Below are 16,620 nucleotides of genomic sequence, written 5' to 3'. Positions count from 1 at the left end.
CTTCGCGCTGACTGAAACCGAATTTTAAGGACCCACAGATAATGGCTATCGAAATCAAAGCCCCGTCATTCCCGGAATCGGTTGCCGATGGCACCGTTGCCACCTGGCACAAGAAACCAGGTGAGGCCGTCAAACGTGACGACCTGATCGTCGACATCGAGACCGATAAAGTCGTTCTGGAAGTGTTGGCCGAAGCTGACGGCGTGCTGGGCGCAATCGTTGCCGAAGAAGGCGCTACCGTTCTGTCGAACCAGGTACTGGGTTCGATCGAAGAGGGCAGCGCCGCAGCAGCACCTGCCGCCGCTGCAGCCCCGGCTGCCTCGGCACCGGCTGCCGCTCCGGCCGCTGGCGGTGAAGATCCAATCGCCGCACCGGCTGCTCGTCAGCTGGCTGAAGAAAACGGCATCAACCTGGCGTCCATCAAAGGCACCGGCAAAGACGGCCGCGTGACCAAGGAAGACGTGGTTGCCGCTGTTGAAGCCAAGAAAAACGCGCCAGCCGCCGCACCTGCCAAGGCTGCCGCACCGGCTGCCGCCGCGCCTGTGTTCGCCGCTGGCGATCGCACCGAGAAGCGCGTGCCGATGACCCGCGTACGTGCCACCGTGGCCAAGCGCCTGGTTGAAGCACAATCGAACATGGCGATGCTGACCACGTTCAACGAAGTCGACATGACCGAAGTCATGGCGCTGCGTTCGAAGTACAAGGACCTGTTCGAGAAGTCCCACAACGGCGTGCGCCTGGGCTTCATGTCGTTCTTCGTGAAAGCGGCTACCGAAGCGCTGAAACGCTACCCGGCCGTCAACGCTTCCATCGATGGCACCGACATCGTTTACCATGGCTACGCGGATATCGGCGTTGCCGTATCCAGCGACCGTGGCCTGGTGGTTCCGGTTCTGCGTAACGCCGAGCTGATGAGCCTGGCCGAAATCGAAGGCGGCATCGCCGGCTTCGGCAAGAAAGCCCGTGACGGCAAGCTGACCATCGATGAGATGACCGGTGGTACCTTCACCATCACCAACGGTGGTACCTTCGGTTCGATGATGTCGACGCCGATCGTCAACCCGCCACAAGCCGCGATCCTGGGCATGCACAACATCATCCAGCGTCCGATGGCCATCAATGGCCAAGTCGTGATCCGCCCAATGATGTACCTGGCACTGTCTTACGATCACCGCCTGATCGATGGTAAAGAAGCCGTGACTTTCCTGGTGACCATCAAGAACCTGCTGGAAGACCCGGCTCGTCTGCTGCTGGATATCTGATAGAAGCAGCTGCAGGCTCCGTGGCGGGTCGCCCATGAGGCGGCCTTGCCCGGAGCTTGCGGCTTGAAAGCTTGCTGCTAAATAGAGGAACTATTTTCATGTCGCAGAAATTTGACGTTGTAGTGATTGGTGCAGGCCCTGGCGGCTATGTTGCCGCCATCAAGGCCGCACAACTGGGCCTCTCGACTGCTTGCATCGAAAAATACACCGACAAGGAAGGCAAACTGGCATTGGGCGGTACTTGCCTGAACGTTGGTTGCATTCCTTCCAAGGCGCTGCTGGACAGCTCCTGGAAATTCCACGAAGCGCAAGACGGTTTTGCCATCCACGGCATCAACCACGCTGGCGTGACCATGGACGTGCCAGCGATGGTCGGCCGTAAAGCCAACATCGTCAAAGGCCTGACTTCCGGCGTTGCAACCCTGTTCAAGGCCAACGGCGTAACGTCCCTGCAAGGCCACGGCAAACTGCTGGCCGGCAAGAAAGTTGAAATCACCAAGCCAGACGGTTCGGTAGAAGTCATCGAAGCCGAAAACGTGATCCTGGCGCCAGGTTCGCGTCCAATCGACATTCCACCGGCCCCGGTTGACCAGAACGTGATCGTCGATTCGACCGGCGCCCTGGAATTCCAGGCTGTGCCTAAGCGTCTGGGCGTAATCGGCGCCGGCGTGATCGGCCTGGAGCTGGGTTCGGTCTGGTCCCGCCTGGGTTCCGAAGTGACCGTGCTGGAAGCCCTGGACACGTTCCTGCTGGCTGCCGACACCGCAGTGTCCAAAGAAGCGCTGAAAACCCTGACCAAACAAGGTCTGGACATCAAGCTGGGCGCTCGCGTGACCGGTTCGAAGGTCAACGGCGAAGAAGTGGTCGTGACCTACACCGACAAGGATGGCGAACAAACCATCACGTTCGACAAGCTGATCGTAGCCGTTGGTCGCCGTCCAGTGACCACCGACCTGCTGGCGGCTGACAGCGGCGTGAACATCGACGAGCGTGGCTTCATCCACGTTGACGATCACTGCGCAACCACCGTGCCTGGCGTGTACGCCATTGGCGACGTGGTTCGCGGCATGATGCTGGCGCACAAGGCGTCCGAAGAAGGCATCATGGTTGTCGAGCGCATCAAGGGCCACAAAACCCAGATGAACTACGACCTGATCCCATCGGTCATCTATACCCACCCGGAAATTGCATGGGTCGGCAAGAACGAACAGCAGTTGAAAGCTGAAGGCGTTGAAGTTAACGTCGGCACCTTCCCGTTTGCCGCTTCTGGCCGTGCCATGGCAGCCAACGACACCGGTGGTTTTGTCAAAGTCATCGCTGATGCCAAGACTGACCGCGTATTGGGCGTCCACGTGATTGGCCCGAGCGCTGCAGAACTGGTTCAGCAAGGCGCAATCGGTATGGAATTCGGCACCAGTGCCGAGGACCTGGGCATGATGGTCTTCTCCCATCCGACCCTGTCCGAAGCGTTGCACGAAGCTGCGTTGGCAGTGAATGGCGGCGCCATCCACATCGCCAACCGCAAGAAGCGCTAAGCGAGATAATAAGAAACCACGGCGGAGTTGCCCGTCGTGAGCCTTGCGCGCAAGACTCACCGCGGAATATCCGCTGGACGCAGCCTTGCGCAGCTTTACGGGCCATAAGCCCCGCAAGTTGCGCAAGCAGCAGTCACAGGTGGCGCGGCACTCATAATGAGCGCAGCGCCGAATGCGCAGTACCTAACGAAGACGGTAAAAAGCATGAATCTTCACGAGTATCAGGGTAAGCAGCTGTTCGCTGAATACGGCCTGCCAGTTTCCAAGGGCTACGCAGTAGACACCCCGGAAGCAGCAGCAGAAGCTTGCGACAAAATCGGTGGCACCGAGTGGGTTGTCAAAGCCCAGGTCCACGCAGGTGGTCGCGGTAAAGCGGGCGGCGTTAAGCTGGTTCGCAGCAAAGAAGACGCCAAGGCCTTCGCACAGCAGTGGCTGGGCAAGCGTCTGGTGACTTACCAGACTGATGCCAATGGCCAGCCAGTCACCAAGATCCTGGTTGAATCGTGCACTGATATCGCTAAAGAGCTGTACCTGGGCGCTGTCGTTGACCGTTCGAGCCGTCGCATCGTGTTCATGGCTTCCACCGAAGGTGGCGTGGACATCGAGAAGATCGCTCACGAAACCCCAGAAAAAATTCTGAAAGCCACTATCGATCCACTGGTTGGCGCTCAGCCATTCCAAGGTCGCGAGCTGGCTTTCCAGCTGGGCCTGGAAGGCAAGCAAGTTGCCCAGTTCGCCAAGATCTTCGTAGGTCTGGCCAAACTGTTCCAGGATCACGATCTGGCCCTGCTGGAAGTGAACCCGCTGGTGATCAAGGCTGACGGCGATCTGCACTGCCTGGACGCCAAGATCAACATCGACGCCAACGCCATGTACCGTCAGCCTAAGCTGAAGACTTTCCACGATCCGTCGCAAGACGATCCGCGCGAAGCGCACGCTGCCAAGTTCGAACTGAACTACGTAGCCCTGGAAGGCAACATCGGTTGCATGGTCAACGGTGCCGGCCTGGCCATGGGTACCATGGACATCGTCAACCTGCATGGCGGCAAACCAGCCAACTTCCTCGACGTGGGCGGTGGTGCTACCAAGGAACGCGTTACCGAAGCGTTCAAGATCATCCTGTCCGACTCCAACGTCGCTGCAGTATTGGTCAACATCTTCGGCGGCATCGTTCGTTGCGACATGATTGCCGAAGGCATCATCGGTGCAGTGAAAGAAGTCGGCGTTAAAATCCCGGTTGTTGTTCGCCTTGAAGGCAACAACGCTGAACTGGGCGCTAAAGTACTGGCAGAAAGCGGTTTGAACATCATCGCGGCTACCAGCCTGACCGACGCTGCTCAACAAGTTGTCAAAGCTGCGGAGGGCAAATAATGAGCGTCCTGATCAATAAAGACACCAAAGTTATCTGCCAGGGTATTACCGGTTCGCAAGGTAGTTTCCACACCCAGCAAGCCATCGAATACGGCACCAAGATGGTTGGCGGCGTAACTCCGGGCAAAGGCGGCACCGAGCACCTGGGCCTGCCAGTGTTCAACACCGTGAAAGACGCTGTAGCTGCCACTGGCGCCACCGCCAGCGTGATCTACGTTCCAGCTCCTTTCTGCAAGGACTCCATCCTGGAAGCGGCATTCGGCGGCATCAAGCTGATCGTCTGCATCACCGAAGGCATTCCTACCCTGGACATGCTGGACGCTAAAGTTAAGTGCGACGAGCTGGGCGTAGTCCTGATCGGCCCTAACTGCCCAGGCGTGATCACTCCAGGCGAATGCAAGATCGGCATCATGCCAGGTCACATCCACTTGCCAGGCAAAGTCGGTATCGTTTCGCGCTCCGGCACCCTGACCTACGAAGCTGTGAAGCAGACCACTGACGCCGGTTTCGGTCAGTCGACTTGCGTCGGCATCGGCGGTGACCCGATCCCAGGCTCCAACTTCATCGACATCCTGAAGCTGTTCCAGGAAGACCCGAAGACCGAAGCGATCGTCATGATCGGTGAAATCGGCGGTTCGGCTGAAGAAGAAGCGGCAGCCTACATCAAGGCTCACGTGACCAAGCCGGTTGTTTCCTACATCGCTGGTGTGACTGCCCCTGCGGGCAAGCGCATGGGCCATGCTGGCGCAATCATCTCCGGCGGCAAAGGCACTGCAGACGAGAAATTCGCTGCACTGCAAGACGCAGGTGTAAAAACCGTGCGTTCGCTGGCAGACATCGGCAAGGCCCTGGCCGAGCTGACCGGTTGGGCTGTCAAGTAAGCCTCTCGCTTAACTGACGCTTCACCACACAAAGGCCACCTTCGGGTGGCCTTTGTGCGTTTTGGGTTGAAATGTACTCAATCCAATGTGGGGGCTTGCTCCCGATAGCGGTGAGCCAGCCACTGATGATGTGACTGAACCACCGCTATCGGGAGCAAGCCCCCTCCCGCATTGGATCGTATTGCCGAATTAAGTACGAAAACGCGACATCGAGCTGTCGCTTATCGGACAGTGCGCCCCGCAACAGTGCGTTTGTCAGCCCAATTCTGTACCCTAGCCGCCTCTTTATGCGCCCGCATCCCAAAAGGCCGCTGCGCGCCAGACCGGTCGGTCCCCACAAGGGCCGGCAGTATTTCCCTCATCCATAGGGAATCCCTCTCTAAATTCCGATTCAGTAGTGTGGTATTTCCTCAAATGAAAGTGTTGAAAAGCCAGGACATCCTGGCGTTGGGTTTTATGACCTTTGCCCTGTTCGTGGGCGCCGGCAACATCATCTTCCCGCCTATCGTGGGTTTGCAGGCAGGGCCTGACGTCTGGATGGCGGCGCTGGGCTTTCTGATCACCGCAGTAGGCTTGCCGGTGGTTACCGTAATCGCCCTGGCCAAGGTCGGCGGTGGCATGGACGCGTTGAGCAGCCCGATCGGCAAGATCGCCGGTGGCCTGCTCGCGGCGGCGGCGTACCTGGCGGTAGGGCCGCTGTTCGCCACCCCGCGTACCGCGACCGTGTCCTTTGAAGTCGGCCTGGCGCCGTTGACGGGTGAAAGCCCGCTGGCGCTGTTCCTTTACAGCTCGGTCTACTTCCTGGTCGTGTTCTTCGTTTCGCTGTACCCGGGTCGACTGCTGGACACCGTGGGTCGTTTTCTTGCGCCGTTGAAGATCATTGCGCTGGCCATCCTCGGCATCGCCGCGTTTGCCTTGCCGGCCGGTGACGTGGGTGTCGCCACTCCGGAATACGTCGCCGCGCCGTTCTCCCAGGGCTTTATCAATGGCTACCTGACCATGGATACCCTGGGCGCGCTGGTATTCGGCATTGTGATCGTCAACGCCATTCGCTCCCGTGGCGTCGAATCGCCCAAGCTGATCACCCGCTACGCGATCATCGCCGGCCTGATTGCCGGCATGGGCCTGGCCCTCGTCTATGTGAGCCTGTTTCGCCTGGGTTCGGGCAGCCATGAAGTGGCCGCCGGCGCTGCGAATGGCGCCGCTGTGCTGCACGCCTACGTGCAACACACCTTTGGCTCCCTGGGTAGCGGCTTCCTCGCCGTACTGATCTCTCTGGCGTGCCTGGTGACCGCCGTCGGCCTGACCTGCGCCTGCGCCGAGTATTTCAGCCGTGTGCTGCCACTGTCCTACAAGACACTGGTGGTGATCCTGGCGTTGTTCTCGTTGTTTGTATCCAACCTGGGCCTGACCAAGCTTATTGCCTTCTCGATCCCGGTACTGACCGCCATCTACCCGCCGTGCATCGTGCTGGTGGCCTTGAGTTTCTGCAAAGACTTCTGGCAGGAGCAGGGCCGTATCGTTGGCCCGGTGATGCTGGTGTCGTTCATCTTGGGCTGCATCGACGCGCTCAAGGGGGCAGGGCTGGCGGGCTGGATGCCGGCGCAGTTGGCGAACTTGCCACTGAGCGAGCAAGGCCTGGCCTGGCTGATACCGTCGGTGATGGTGTTGGTGGTAGCGGTGGGGATTGACCGTATGCTCGGCAAGCGCAGCGAAGCGATCGCGTAACGACCGGTTTCGCGCAGTACTGAAATGCCCCGTATCAATCGATACGGGGCATTTTATGTTTGAGAGGCGACAACCTTCTAGAGTTGGCACGCTTTCAACAGGTGGAAGGGGGCTTGCCCGATGAGGGTGTGTCAGTGGATAAACCTGTAACTGTCCCACCGCCATCGGGGCAAACTCCCTTCCACATTCGTACTGCATTCCGCCAGCCAACACCGTGTAAAAAGGACCCGCATGTCATTCGTCGAAACCAATCAGATCAATCTGCTTGCCGCCCTCTGGTTTGTGCTGTGCTGGGGCGGCTATACCCGTTATGCCACTTGGAAGGCCCGCGACACGGCATGCCTGGCCAGTGTGTTGCATCTGTACCGTGAAGACTGGATGCGTCGCATGCTGCTGCGGGACAACCGTATCGCCGATGCCAGTGTGATCGGTAACCTGGAGCGCAATGCCTCGTTCTTTGCCTCCAGTACCCTGATCATCCTCGCTGGCATTCTCACCGTGCTCGGTGCATCCGAGCGGGCCGTGTCGTTGCTGGCGGACATTCCCATGGTGCAACAGGCGTCCCAGGGCATGTCGGAAATCAAGCTATTGTGCCTGGCGCTGGTGTTTGTCTACGCGTTCTTCACGTTCAGTTGGTGCATGCGCCAATACAACTTTGCGGCAGTGCTGGTGGGGTCGGCGCCGATGATCGGTGAACGGCTGGTGTCGGAGCAGGAGCGCAGGGCGTTTGCGTTGCGCGCGGCACGGGTGATTTCCATGGCGGCCAACCAGTTCAACTTTGGCCTGCGCGCCTATTACTTCGGCATGACCATGCTGGCGTGGTTCGTCAGCCCTTGGTTGTTCATGTTGATGAGCGCGGGGGTGGTGTTCGTGCTGTATCGCCGCGAGTTTCATTCCGACGTCTTGCAAGTGATGGTGTATACGCAAACGGATACGACGGCGCCTGATACCGTCAAAGAGACGGCCTAGTCCACTTGCGCGTATTAACGCTGCGAATAAAAACGGCAGACAAAGTAAAGCCCGCTATCTAAGCGGGCTTTCTTTTTGCAGCCAAGCTATTTCAAGCCGCGGTATCAAGAACCGGTGGCAGGGGTAGCAGGTGCTGCTTCTTTCGCGGCGGCTTCGTTCGATTCAGCCTGAGCTTTGGCAGCATCGGCGTTTTCTTTCGCAGCGTCGTTCACTTTATCCTGAGCCTTGGCCATGTCTTTCTGAGCTTGCTCAGAATGTGCCGCAGCGTCTTGGGCTTTGTCTTCGGATTTTTTGTCGCAGGCAGCGAGACCGAGGGCAGCGGCCAACATCATGGAAATAGCTAAAGTCTTGCGCATGGGGTGTTTCTCCTTATTGAAGATATCTACTGGCCTTTCGAGCCCGAGGGCTCAGTTTTAGTTCCTTTTATGACGCAGATATATAAACCGCGTTGTTCAAGGAACTTTCTCGCGCACCGCCTACTGCGCGAATCAACACTAATAAGAGTCTGGATCGAATGACCGAAAACCTATTGTTAGAGCGTGCGACGCGATTTGTATCGGCCCTGCGCCATTGCCAGGTACTGGGTATTAACGTGCACGAAGCTGGCGAGGAGGGCATGACGCTGGTGTTGCCTTACACCCCGGCGATCGTGGGTGACCCCACCACCGGCGTCATCCACGGCGGCGCCCTGACCTCGTTGATGGATACCGCCTGCGGCATGGCCACCTTGTGCGTGCTGCCGGAATTCGAGGTGTGCCCGACCCTCGACCTGCGCATCGACTACATGCATCCCGCTGAACCGCACAAACCGGTCTACGGTTTCGCTCAGTGCTACCGGGTGACCACCGACGTGATCTTCACTCGTGGTGTCGCCTACCAGGACGACCCGCAGCAACCCATCGCCCATGTGGTCGGCACGTTCATACGCATGGGTAAGCGTCTCAGCGGCACCCAAGGCTTTCGCAGCACGATCAAGGGAGAGCAGGCATGACGCACCGATTCAAGACCCGCCTCGAACAAGCCCATGAACGCGCAGATTATGAGGCGCTGCTCAACCTGATCCCCTATGCCAAGCTGATCGGCATCGAATGCACGCGCCTGGGCGACGAATTGCTGTTTCGTCTGCCCGCCAACAAGGACAACATCGGTAACCCCATATTGCCGGCGCTGCACGGTGGCGTGATTGCAGGCTTCATGGAGCTGTCGGCCGCGCTGCACCTGCTGGTGTTTACCGGCGCCCCCGGCCTGCCGAAGATCATCGATTTCTCCCTGGATTACCTGCGTGCGGGCCAGTTCCGCGACACCTACGCCAAGTGCCAGGTTTGGCGCCAAGGCCGCCGGGTGGCGAATGTGGCGATCACCGCCTGGCAAAGCACGCCGGCGGAACCCATTGCCACCGCCCGTGCGCATTTCAAGATTGAGGAAACGAGCCGCCCTTGAAATCCTGGTCTTAGGCCCCAACTCTGATGACAACCCGCCGCTAACCCTTTCGGGGGCGGCCACTGCCATCCAATTGGAGTTTGATGACCATGAGTGTGGAAACTCAAAAGGAAACCCTGGGCTTCCAGACCGAGGTGAAGCAACTGCTGCACCTCATGATCCATTCGCTGTATTCCAACAAGGAAATCTTCCTTCGCGAATTGATCTCGAACGCTTCTGACGCTGTCGACAAATTACGTTTCGAAGCCCTGTCCAAGCCCGAGTGGCTGGAAGGTGGCGCCGAACTGAAAATCCGTGTGAGCTTCGACAAAGACGCCAAGACCGTCACGCTCGAAGACAACGGTATCGGCATGAGCCGTGACGATGCGATTACCCACCTGGGCACCATCGCTAAATCCGGCACCGCCGATTTCATGAAAAACCTGTCGGGCGACCAGAAGAAAGACTCGCACCTGATCGGCCAGTTCGGCGTGGGCTTCTACTCGGCCTTCATCGTGGCCGACAAGGTTGAAGTATTCAGCCGTCGTGCCGGCCTTGATGCCAGCGAAGGTGTGCATTGGGCCTCTAAGGGCGAGGGCGAGTTTGAAATCGCCACCATCGATAAGGCCGACCGCGGTACGCGTATCGTGTTGCACCTCAAAGACGGTGAAGACGAATTCGCCGACGGCTGGCGCCTGCGCAACATCATCAAAAAGTACTCCGACCACATCGCGCTGCCGATTGAACTGCCCAAAGAACAAGCGGCCGCCGAAGGCGAAGAGGCCCCTGCCCAGGAATGGGAAGTGGTCAACCGCGCCAGCGCCCTGTGGACCCGTCCTCGCACTGAAGTGAAGGATGAGGAATACCAGGAGTTCTACAAGCACATCGCCCACGATTACGAGAACCCGCTGAGCTGGAGCCATAACAAGGTCGAAGGCAAGCTCGAGTACAGCTCGCTGCTGTACGTGCCGGCTCGTGCGCCGTTCGACCTGTACCAGCGTGAAGCGCCCAAAGGCCTCAAGCTCTATGTCCAGCGCGTGTTCGTGATGGATCAGGCGGAATCGTTCCTGCCGCTGTACCTGCGCTTTATCAAAGGCGTGGTCGACTCCAATGACCTGTCGCTGAACGTGTCGCGGGAAATCCTGCAGAAAGACCCTATCATCGACTCCATGAAGTCGGCGTTGACCAAGCGCGTCCTCGACATGCTGGAAAAACTGGCGAAGAACGAGCCTGAGCAATACAAAGGCTTCTGGAAAAACTTCGGCCAGGTCATGAAAGAAGGCCCGGCGGAAGATTTCGCCAACAAAGAGAAAATCGCCGGCCTGCTGCGTTTTGCCTCCACTCAGGGCGAAGAGGGCGAGCAGATTGTGTCGCTGGCCGAGTACCTGGCGCGCGCCAAGGAAGGTCAGGACAAGATCTACTACCTGACCGGCGAAACCTACGCCCAGGTCAAGAACAGCCCGCACCTTGAAGTCTTCCGCAAAAAAGGCATTGAAGTGTTGCTGCTGACCGACCGTATCGATGAGTGGCTGATGAGCTATCTCAGCGAGTTCGACGGTAAAACCTTCGTCGACGTGGCCCGTGGTGACCTGGACCTGGGTAACCTGGACTCCGAAGAAGAGAAGAAAGAAGCCGAAGAAGTCGCCAAGGCCAAAGAAGGCCTGGTTGAGCGGATCAAGACTGCCCTGGGCGATGCCGTCAGCGAAGTGCGGGTTTCCCACCGTCTGACCGATTCCCCGGCGATCCTGGCCATCGGCGAGCAGGACCTGGGCATGCAGATGCGTCAGATCCTCGAAGCCAGCGGGCAGAAGGTTCCGGATTCCAAGCCGATCTTCGAGTTCAACCCGGCTCACCCGCTGATCGAGAAACTCGACGGCGAGCAGAGCGAAGAGCGGTTTGGCGACCTGTCGCACATCCTCTTCGACCAGGCGGCCCTGGCCGCTGGCGACAGCCTCAAAGACCCTGCCGCTTATGTGCGCCGACTGAACAAGCTGTTGGTTGAACTGTCGGTTTAACACCGTTGTAGAAAAACCCGCTTCGGCGGGTTTTTTCGTTCTAGTGCACCTCAACTGGAGAGAATGATGAGCCAAGTCACTGTGCGTTCCGTGGTCTATGAGATTGATGGCCAGTCTTACGAGAGCCGCCTGGCGTTCGATGCGAGCCAAAAAGGGCCGTTGCCGGGCTTGCTGATGGCGCCGAACTGGATGGGCGTGAGTGCCGGCGCGGAAGAAATCGCCAAGACCGTCGCGAGCAAGGGCTACGTGGTGCTGATTGCCGATCTGTACGGGCAAACCGTGCGTCCATCGAATGGCGATGAGGCCGGTGCGGCGATGATGCCGTTGAAAAATGACCGCCCATTGTTGAACAAGCGCATGCAGGCGGCCCTTGAGCAACTGCAAAGCCAGACTGAAGCGGCTGTTGATACGTCCAGGCTGGCGACCTTCGGCTTCTGCTTTGGCGGTTGCTGCTCCCTGGAGCTGGCCCGCACGGGCGCGCCATTGAAGGCAGCGGTATCGTTCCACGGCACCCTCGACACGCCAAACCCGGCAGATGCCAATAACATCAAGGGTTCGGTGCTGGTGCTGCATGGCGCCTCCGACCCGTTGGTGCCCAAAGAGCAACTGCCGGCCTTTGAAGACGAAATGAACGCCGCCGGTGTGGATTGGCAACTGCTGAGCTACGGTGGCGCGGTGCATTCCTTCACCGACCCGCACGCCAATGTGCCGGGCAAGATGATGTACGACGCGAAGACTGCTGCACGGGCGTTCCGCTCGATGCATAACTTGTTGGATGAAGTGTTCAAGGGTTGATTCTCTAGCGCCTGTTCCGACCCCATCGGGAGCAAGCCCCCTCCCACACTTGATTGGTATACACCTTCAAATGTGGAAGGGGGCTTGCTTCCGATGGCTATCTCGCAGGCAACTCAATTCTTTCGGATTCCCCCGGCACCGTCGGCCAATCCCCAGCCGCCCAACGCTGCCTGGCTTGCTCGATCACTGCGGGATCACTCGCGACAAAATTCCAGTTGATCCGCCTCGGTCCATCCAATGGCGCGCCGCCAAACACCACCAGGTGGCAATCGGACTCGGCAAACAACGTCATCGCCTGGCCGCTCGGCAATATCACCAGGCTATGTGCCTGCAACAGTTCGCCGTCGAGCTGCGCTTCTCCCTCCAGCACATACACCGCGCGTTCCTGATGCTCGTCCGGGATCGGCAGGGTGGTGGCCGTCTGCATGCGCACCTCGGCATACAGCGTGGGCGACAGCACCGGCACCGGTGATTCGAGGCAGAACCCGTTGCCCGCGATCATGCGAGTCCACACGCCCAGGTTGTCGCTCACCGGCAGGCTGTTGGCGGGGTGATGGCTGTAATGGCCTGGTCCGGTTTCGTGGTCCCTGGGCGAGGCCAGCCATACTTGCAACCCATGCAGGCTGAAACCACTGGCCTTGAGGGCTTCTGGTGTGCGCTCGACGTGGGCAATTGCGCTGCCGGCAGTCATCCAGCTCACATCGCCGGCCTGCACCACTTGGTCGGAGCCCAGGCTATCCTTGTGCTGCAACGCGCCTTCAAACAGGTAGGTGAGGGTGGACAGGCCGATATGCGGGTGCTGGCGGATATTCATGCCGCTGCCCGGTGCGTAGCGGGTGGACAGCATATGGTCGAAAAATACAAAAGGTCCGACGCTACGGCATTCGCGCGAGGGCAGCGGGCGCAGGATCGGCTGGCCTTCAACCTCTTCCTGGCGAGGGCGGATCACGGTGAGGAGGGTCATGGTGCGTCCCAATCTGAGCGGGTTAGTTGGCCGTGAGCATAACCCGCTCGACGAGAGGTTGCTGCTATTGGCTGAACGCACCTTCCGATAGCGTGGTCTCGATGCTGATCTCGGCGGTGGTCATCAGCTTGTGCACCGGGCATTTGTCGGCAACGCGGTGCAACTCGTCGCGCTGTGCGTCGGTGAGCACACCCTTGAGGGTCAGCTTGACGCCGAGTTTGTATTTGCCCTTTTGTTCCTCGGCGGCGTCGTGGGTCACTTCCACGGTGACGCCGGTGAGCGGGATGTTTTTCTTCTGCGCATACAGCCTGACGGTCAGGGCTTTACAGGACGCCAATGCCGCGTCGAAGTAATCGTGGGGGGAGGGCGCGGAGTCGTCGCCGCCCAGGCTTTTGGGCAGGTCGGTAAACAACTCGTGGTTATTGATGTTGACGCTGTGGCGAAAATTTTCAGCGTTCAGTGTATTCACGGTAACAGGCATGGCAAACCTCACAGGGTGGCAGGATGTAGGTCATGCAGTTATAGAGCATGCGGGCCTTGGGGTGTTCCACGTTTTTGCATGATGAACCTCGGCGCGCAAGGCAAGGTCTACTCGTACTCGCCCTGATCGAGGTTGTATCGTGCTCTGGACCCGCCTGAGTGTTGCCCTGTTGTTCGCCGCCAGCAGCCTTGCCGTGCAGGCCCGCGACTATGCCTACAGCGACGCGCACCTGCATTACGTGGATTTTTTCCAGGAAACGGCGGGCATGGAAAAATTGCTCAAGGCCATGCACGAAAATCGCATTGAGCACGTGATGATTTCCGGCATCCCCGTGGCGAAAAAGTGGCACGAAGACGAACCCAAGCGCCCGCGCTACTACGCGGGCGATGACGCAGATGCCTATTGGTACAGCGCCACCGACGTTATTGTCGCCGCGGCCGTGAATAAGCTGACGCCTGAACAGCGCCAGCACTTTCATCCGTTTCTAAGCGGTTTCAACCCCAACGACAAGAATTCCGACGCGCATATCCAGCGCATGCTCGACCTTAACCCAGGCCTGTGGCAGGGCATCGGTGAGGTGTTTACCCGCCACGATGACCTCACGGCCCTGACGTCCGGCGACACCCCTCGCGCCAACAACGAAGCCATGACGCGCATTTACCACCTGGCCGCCGAAAACGACTTGCCGGTGATGCTGCACTCCAACATCACCTCCAAGCGCGAGCGCAACCCGTTGTACCTGGCCGAAATCGAAGAGCCACTGCGCAACCACCCGCACACACGGTTTATCTGGGCGCACGCGGGTACCAGCAAAGAGATCCATCGACATCAGGTGCAGATGGATTTTTTGCTGCCCACCTTGAGTCGCCTGCTGGAGGCTTACCCCAATCTGTACATCGACCTGTCCTGGAGCATGCTCACGCCGTATTTGCTTGATGACGCAGGCGTGCCTCGTGCGGAGTGGGTCGAGCTGGTGGAGCGCTTTCCGGAGCGGTTTATGTTGGGCTCGGACGTAGTGGGGCGTTTCAACAAATTGGGTAAGGAAATGCGCCGCTTTGAGCCTTTCCTGGACGCCTTGCCTGAGGACATCGCCCGCAAGGTGGCCCGCGATAACTTCCTGGCCATCCTGCCCAAGCGCTGAATGCAATGAAGGTGCGGTAAAGGCGAGGCGGTTCCACATGGGCTCACCCATAAAAAAGCCCCGAACCAGTCGGGGCTTTTTCATGGGGCTACAGGGCTTACTGACCCTGCCAGCGTTTCAGCACCAGGGTGGCGTTAGTGCCACCGAAGCCGAAGCTGTTGCTCATCACGGTGTCGATTTTCGCGTTTTCAACGGTCTTGGTCAGGATCGGCATATCGGCGACGACCGGGTCGATCTCGTCGATGTTGGCCGAGCCGGCCATGAAGTTGCCTTCCATCATCAACAGGCAGTAGATCGCTTCATGAACACCGGCGGCGCCCAGGGAGTGACCGGACAGGCTCTTGGTGGAACTGATTTTCGGAGCCTTGTCGCCAAATACCGCACGCACGCCTTCCATTTCCTTGGCGTCGCCGACCGGAGTCGAAGTGCCGTGGGTGTTCAGGTAGTCGATTGGGGTGTCGACGGTGGACATCGCCATCTGCATGCAACGGATGGCGCCTTCACCGCTTGGCGCAACCATGTCGTAGCCGTCGGACGTTGCGCCGTAGCCAACGATTTCCGCGTAGATCTTGGCACCACGGGCCAGAGCGTGTTCCAGCTCTTCAACCACCACCATGCCGCCGCCGCCGGCGATGACGAAACCGTCACGCTTGGCATCGTAGGCACGGGAGGCTTTTTCCGGGGTTTCGTTGTACTGGGTGGACAGTGCGCCCATGGCGTCGAACAGGAACGACTGGCTCCAATGCTCTTCTTCACCGCCGCCGGCGAATACGATGTCCTGCTTGCCCAACTGGATCTGCTCTACGGCGGTACCGATGCAGTGAGCACTGGTGGCGCAGGCGGAGGAGATCGAGTAGTTCACGCCCTTGATCTGGAACGGCGTGGCCAGGCAGGCCGAAACGGTGCTGCCCATGGTCCGCGTTACACGGTAGGGGCCAACGCGCTTCACGCCTTTTTCGCGCAGGATGTCCAGCGCTTCCATCTGGTTGAGGGTTGATGCGCCGCCGGAGCCGGCGATCAGGCCGGTGCGTACGTTCGATACCTGGTCTTCGCTCAGGCCTGAGTCGGCGATGGCGTCTTTCATGGCCAGGTAGGCGTAGGCGGCAGCGTGGCCGACGAAGCGATAGATCTTGCGATCGATCAGCTCTTCGAGGGGCAGGTCGATGGAGCCGGAAACCTGGCTACGCAGACCCATTTCGGCATATTCCGGGTTGAAGCGGATGCCAGGGCGACTTGCACGCAGGTTAGCGGTGACGGTCTCTTTGTCATTGCCCAGGCAAGAAACGATGCCCAGACCAGTGATAACGACGCGGCGCATGCGGATAACCCTTAAAAGTTGTCAGTGGAAGTGAATACGCCGACCCGAAGGCCTTCGGCAGTATAGATCTCGCGACCGTCGACAGTCACCGAACCGTCGGCGATGGCCAGGTTCAGCTTGCCCTTGAGGACGCGCTTGATTTGAATGTTGTAGGTGACTTTCTTGGCGGTCGGCAAGACCTGGCCAAAGAACTTCACTTCGCCCGAACCCAGGGCGCGACCGCGGCCCGGCAGGCCTTGCCAGCCCAGGTAGAAGCCGACCAGTTGCCACATGGCGTCGAGGCCCAGGCAGCCTGGCATCACGGGGTCACCTTCGAAGTGGCAGGCGAAGAACCACAGGTCCGGGTTGATATCCAGCTCGGCGACCAATTCACCTTTGCCGTACTTGCCACCCTCTTCGCTGATATGGGTGATGCGATCCACCATCAGCATGTTCGGGGCGGGCAATTGCGCGTTACCTGGGCCGAACAGCTCACCGCGACTGCAGCGCAGCAGGTCTTCCCGAGTAAAGGCGTTTTGTTTGGTCATGCGAGCTCCTCAATAATCCCATGCGGCAGGGTAGGGCAAATCTTCCCGAACCGAATGAAGCGTTCATGCCTCATGTCGGCAGCCTACACATAGACTATTGCGTTGTAGTGAAAGTCACAGCTTCAAGGCACTGAATGTACACTTGTTCACTGAAATTTTAAACCGGGTCTGTTTATAGGCCCGTTCGGGTGCCTAAGACTGCCGCACTTTCGTC

The 16,620-nt window shown here is 59.0% G+C and carries 16 protein-coding genes; 11 read left to right on the top strand and 5 right to left on the bottom strand.

The features are described from left to right. Positions 1 to 41 precede the first annotated feature (41 nt). The 6 genes from odhB to AB4N98_RS04165 all read left to right on the top strand — a co-directional run bounded on the left by odhB (position 42) and on the right by AB4N98_RS04165 (position 7,746). Positions 42 to 1,262, top strand: coding sequence for a 2-oxoglutarate dehydrogenase complex dihydrolipoyllysine-residue succinyltransferase (gene odhB / locus AB4N98_RS04190; RefSeq protein ID WP_065877986.1), 1,221 nt, complete (start codon positions 42 to 44; stop codon positions 1,260 to 1,262). Positions 1,263 to 1,360: 98 nt separating this feature from the next. Next, a complete protein-coding gene (lpdA, locus tag AB4N98_RS04185) occupies positions 1,361 to 2,797 on the top strand; it encodes a dihydrolipoyl dehydrogenase (protein WP_017529310.1) in 1,437 nt (478 codons plus the stop codon). 204 nt (positions 2,798 to 3,001) lie between these two features. Next, positions 3,002 to 4,168 (top strand): ADP-forming succinate--CoA ligase subunit beta, encoded by a 1,167-nt coding sequence (sucC, locus tag AB4N98_RS04180; RefSeq protein WP_003233235.1) that lies wholly within the window; start codon positions 3,002 to 3,004, stop codon positions 4,166 to 4,168. After that, entirely contained in the window at positions 4,168 to 5,049 is an 882-nt protein-coding gene (sucD, locus tag AB4N98_RS04175; protein WP_003172813.1) for a succinate--CoA ligase subunit alpha, read from the top strand. Before sucC ends, sucD begins: the two co-directional genes overlap by 1 nt. Positions 5,050 to 5,463: 414 nt before the next feature. After that, positions 5,464 to 6,777 (top strand): branched-chain amino acid transport system II carrier protein, encoded by a 1,314-nt coding sequence (gene brnQ / locus AB4N98_RS04170; protein WP_065877988.1) that lies wholly within the window; start codon positions 5,464 to 5,466, stop codon positions 6,775 to 6,777. Between the two features lie 231 nt (positions 6,778 to 7,008). After that, positions 7,009 to 7,746: a DUF599 domain-containing protein gene (locus AB4N98_RS04165; RefSeq protein ID WP_068936350.1), complete on the top strand. Its 738-nt coding sequence runs from the start codon at positions 7,009 to 7,011 to the stop codon at positions 7,744 to 7,746. A gap of 104 nt (positions 7,747 to 7,850) precedes the next feature. Here the strand turns inward: AB4N98_RS04165 and AB4N98_RS04160 are convergent, their stop codons facing one another. After that, positions 7,851 to 8,102 (bottom strand): hypothetical protein, encoded by a 252-nt coding sequence (locus AB4N98_RS04160; protein WP_010211724.1) that lies wholly within the window; start codon positions 8,100 to 8,102, stop codon positions 7,851 to 7,853. Positions 8,103 to 8,260: 158 nt separating this feature from the next. On the opposite strand from AB4N98_RS04160, the gene AB4N98_RS04155 reads away from it, so the two are divergent. From AB4N98_RS04155 to AB4N98_RS04140, 4 genes are all read left to right on the top strand, one after another. Next, positions 8,261 to 8,737, top strand: a complete 477-nt coding sequence (locus AB4N98_RS04155) for a PaaI family thioesterase (RefSeq protein WP_065877990.1) — start codon at positions 8,261 to 8,263, stop codon at positions 8,735 to 8,737. Next, positions 8,734 to 9,186, top strand: a complete 453-nt coding sequence (locus tag AB4N98_RS04150) for a PaaI family thioesterase (protein WP_017529306.1) — start codon at positions 8,734 to 8,736, stop codon at positions 9,184 to 9,186. Before AB4N98_RS04155 ends, AB4N98_RS04150 begins: the two co-directional genes overlap by 4 nt. 89 nt (positions 9,187 to 9,275) lie before the next feature. Further along, entirely contained in the window at positions 9,276 to 11,180 is a 1,905-nt protein-coding gene (gene htpG / locus AB4N98_RS04145; RefSeq protein WP_026067377.1) for a molecular chaperone HtpG, read from the top strand. A gap of 66 nt (positions 11,181 to 11,246) precedes the next feature. Next, on the top strand, positions 11,247 to 11,975 hold the full coding sequence (locus AB4N98_RS04140; RefSeq protein WP_217856036.1) for a dienelactone hydrolase family protein: 729 nt from the start codon (positions 11,247 to 11,249) through the stop codon (positions 11,973 to 11,975). A gap of 97 nt (positions 11,976 to 12,072) precedes the next feature. On the opposite strand, the gene AB4N98_RS04135 is transcribed toward AB4N98_RS04140, so the two are convergent. Together AB4N98_RS04135 and AB4N98_RS04130 are read right to left on the bottom strand one after the other, a co-directional pair. Next, the gene (locus AB4N98_RS04135; protein ID WP_135196748.1) at positions 12,073 to 12,939 is read right to left on the bottom strand and encodes a pirin family protein; all 867 of its coding nucleotides are present in this window, start codon (positions 12,937 to 12,939) and stop codon (positions 12,073 to 12,075) included. A gap of 64 nt (positions 12,940 to 13,003) precedes the next feature. Beyond that, a complete protein-coding gene (locus AB4N98_RS04130; RefSeq protein ID WP_017529302.1) occupies positions 13,004 to 13,420 on the bottom strand; it encodes an OsmC family protein in 417 nt (138 codons plus the stop codon). A gap of 139 nt (positions 13,421 to 13,559) precedes the next feature. Here AB4N98_RS04130 and AB4N98_RS04125 point away from each other — a divergent pair, with 139 nt between their 5' ends. Beyond that, a complete protein-coding gene (locus AB4N98_RS04125; protein WP_065877997.1) occupies positions 13,560 to 14,561 on the top strand; it encodes an amidohydrolase family protein in 1,002 nt (333 codons plus the stop codon). Between the two features lie 97 nt (positions 14,562 to 14,658). Here AB4N98_RS04125 and fabB read toward each other — a convergent pair whose 3' ends face one another. Together fabB and fabA are read right to left on the bottom strand one after the other, a co-directional pair. Then, the gene (fabB, locus tag AB4N98_RS04120) at positions 14,659 to 15,879 is read right to left on the bottom strand and encodes a beta-ketoacyl-ACP synthase I (RefSeq protein ID WP_017529300.1); all 1,221 of its coding nucleotides are present in this window, start codon (positions 15,877 to 15,879) and stop codon (positions 14,659 to 14,661) included. Positions 15,880 to 15,890: 11 nt separating this feature from the next. Further along, positions 15,891 to 16,406 carry a 3-hydroxyacyl-[acyl-carrier-protein] dehydratase FabA gene (gene fabA / locus AB4N98_RS04115; RefSeq protein ID WP_017529299.1) on the bottom strand — a complete coding sequence of 172 codons (516 nt, stop codon included), beginning with the start codon at positions 16,404 to 16,406 and terminating at the stop codon, positions 15,891 to 15,893. Positions 16,407 to 16,620 lie beyond the last annotated feature (214 nt).

The organism is Pseudomonas sp. S3_E10, assembly GCF_054667615.1.
The sequence above is the reverse complement of the archived record's forward strand: the minus strand, read 5'-3'. Positions and strand labels throughout refer to the sequence as shown.

What these genes read in the sequence shown, in the direction of transcription:
- odhB (WP_065877986.1), top strand. Translation starts at nt 42, where the DNA reads ATGGCTATCGAAATCAAAGCCCCGTCATTCCCGGAATCGGTTGCCGAT.
- lpdA (WP_017529310.1), top strand. Translation starts at nt 1,361, where the DNA reads ATGTCGCAGAAATTTGACGTTGTAGTGATTGGTGCAGGCCCTGGCGGC.
- sucC (WP_003233235.1), top strand. Translation starts at nt 3,002, where the DNA reads ATGAATCTTCACGAGTATCAGGGTAAGCAGCTGTTCGCTGAATACGGC.
- sucD (WP_003172813.1), top strand. Translation starts at nt 4,168, where the DNA reads ATGAGCGTCCTGATCAATAAAGACACCAAAGTTATCTGCCAGGGTATT.
- brnQ (WP_065877988.1), top strand. Translation starts at nt 5,464, where the DNA reads ATGAAAGTGTTGAAAAGCCAGGACATCCTGGCGTTGGGTTTTATGACC.
- AB4N98_RS04165 (WP_068936350.1), top strand. Translation starts at nt 7,009, where the DNA reads ATGTCATTCGTCGAAACCAATCAGATCAATCTGCTTGCCGCCCTCTGG.
- AB4N98_RS04160 (WP_010211724.1), bottom strand. Translation starts at nt 8,102, where the DNA reads ATGCGCAAGACTTTAGCTATTTCCATGATGTTGGCCGCTGCCCTCGGT.
- AB4N98_RS04155 (WP_065877990.1), top strand. Translation starts at nt 8,261, where the DNA reads ATGACCGAAAACCTATTGTTAGAGCGTGCGACGCGATTTGTATCGGCC.
- AB4N98_RS04150 (WP_017529306.1), top strand. Translation starts at nt 8,734, where the DNA reads ATGACGCACCGATTCAAGACCCGCCTCGAACAAGCCCATGAACGCGCA.
- htpG (WP_026067377.1), top strand. Translation starts at nt 9,276, where the DNA reads ATGAGTGTGGAAACTCAAAAGGAAACCCTGGGCTTCCAGACCGAGGTG.
- AB4N98_RS04140 (WP_217856036.1), top strand. Translation starts at nt 11,247, where the DNA reads ATGAGCCAAGTCACTGTGCGTTCCGTGGTCTATGAGATTGATGGCCAG.
- AB4N98_RS04135 (WP_135196748.1), bottom strand. Translation starts at nt 12,939, where the DNA reads ATGACCCTCCTCACCGTGATCCGCCCTCGCCAGGAAGAGGTTGAAGGC.
- AB4N98_RS04130 (WP_017529302.1), bottom strand. Translation starts at nt 13,420, where the DNA reads ATGCCTGTTACCGTGAATACACTGAACGCTGAAAATTTTCGCCACAGC.
- fabB (WP_017529300.1), bottom strand. Translation starts at nt 15,879, where the DNA reads ATGCGCCGCGTCGTTATCACTGGTCTGGGCATCGTTTCTTGCCTGGGC.
- fabA (WP_017529299.1), bottom strand. Translation starts at nt 16,406, where the DNA reads ATGACCAAACAAAACGCCTTTACTCGGGAAGACCTGCTGCGCTGCAGT.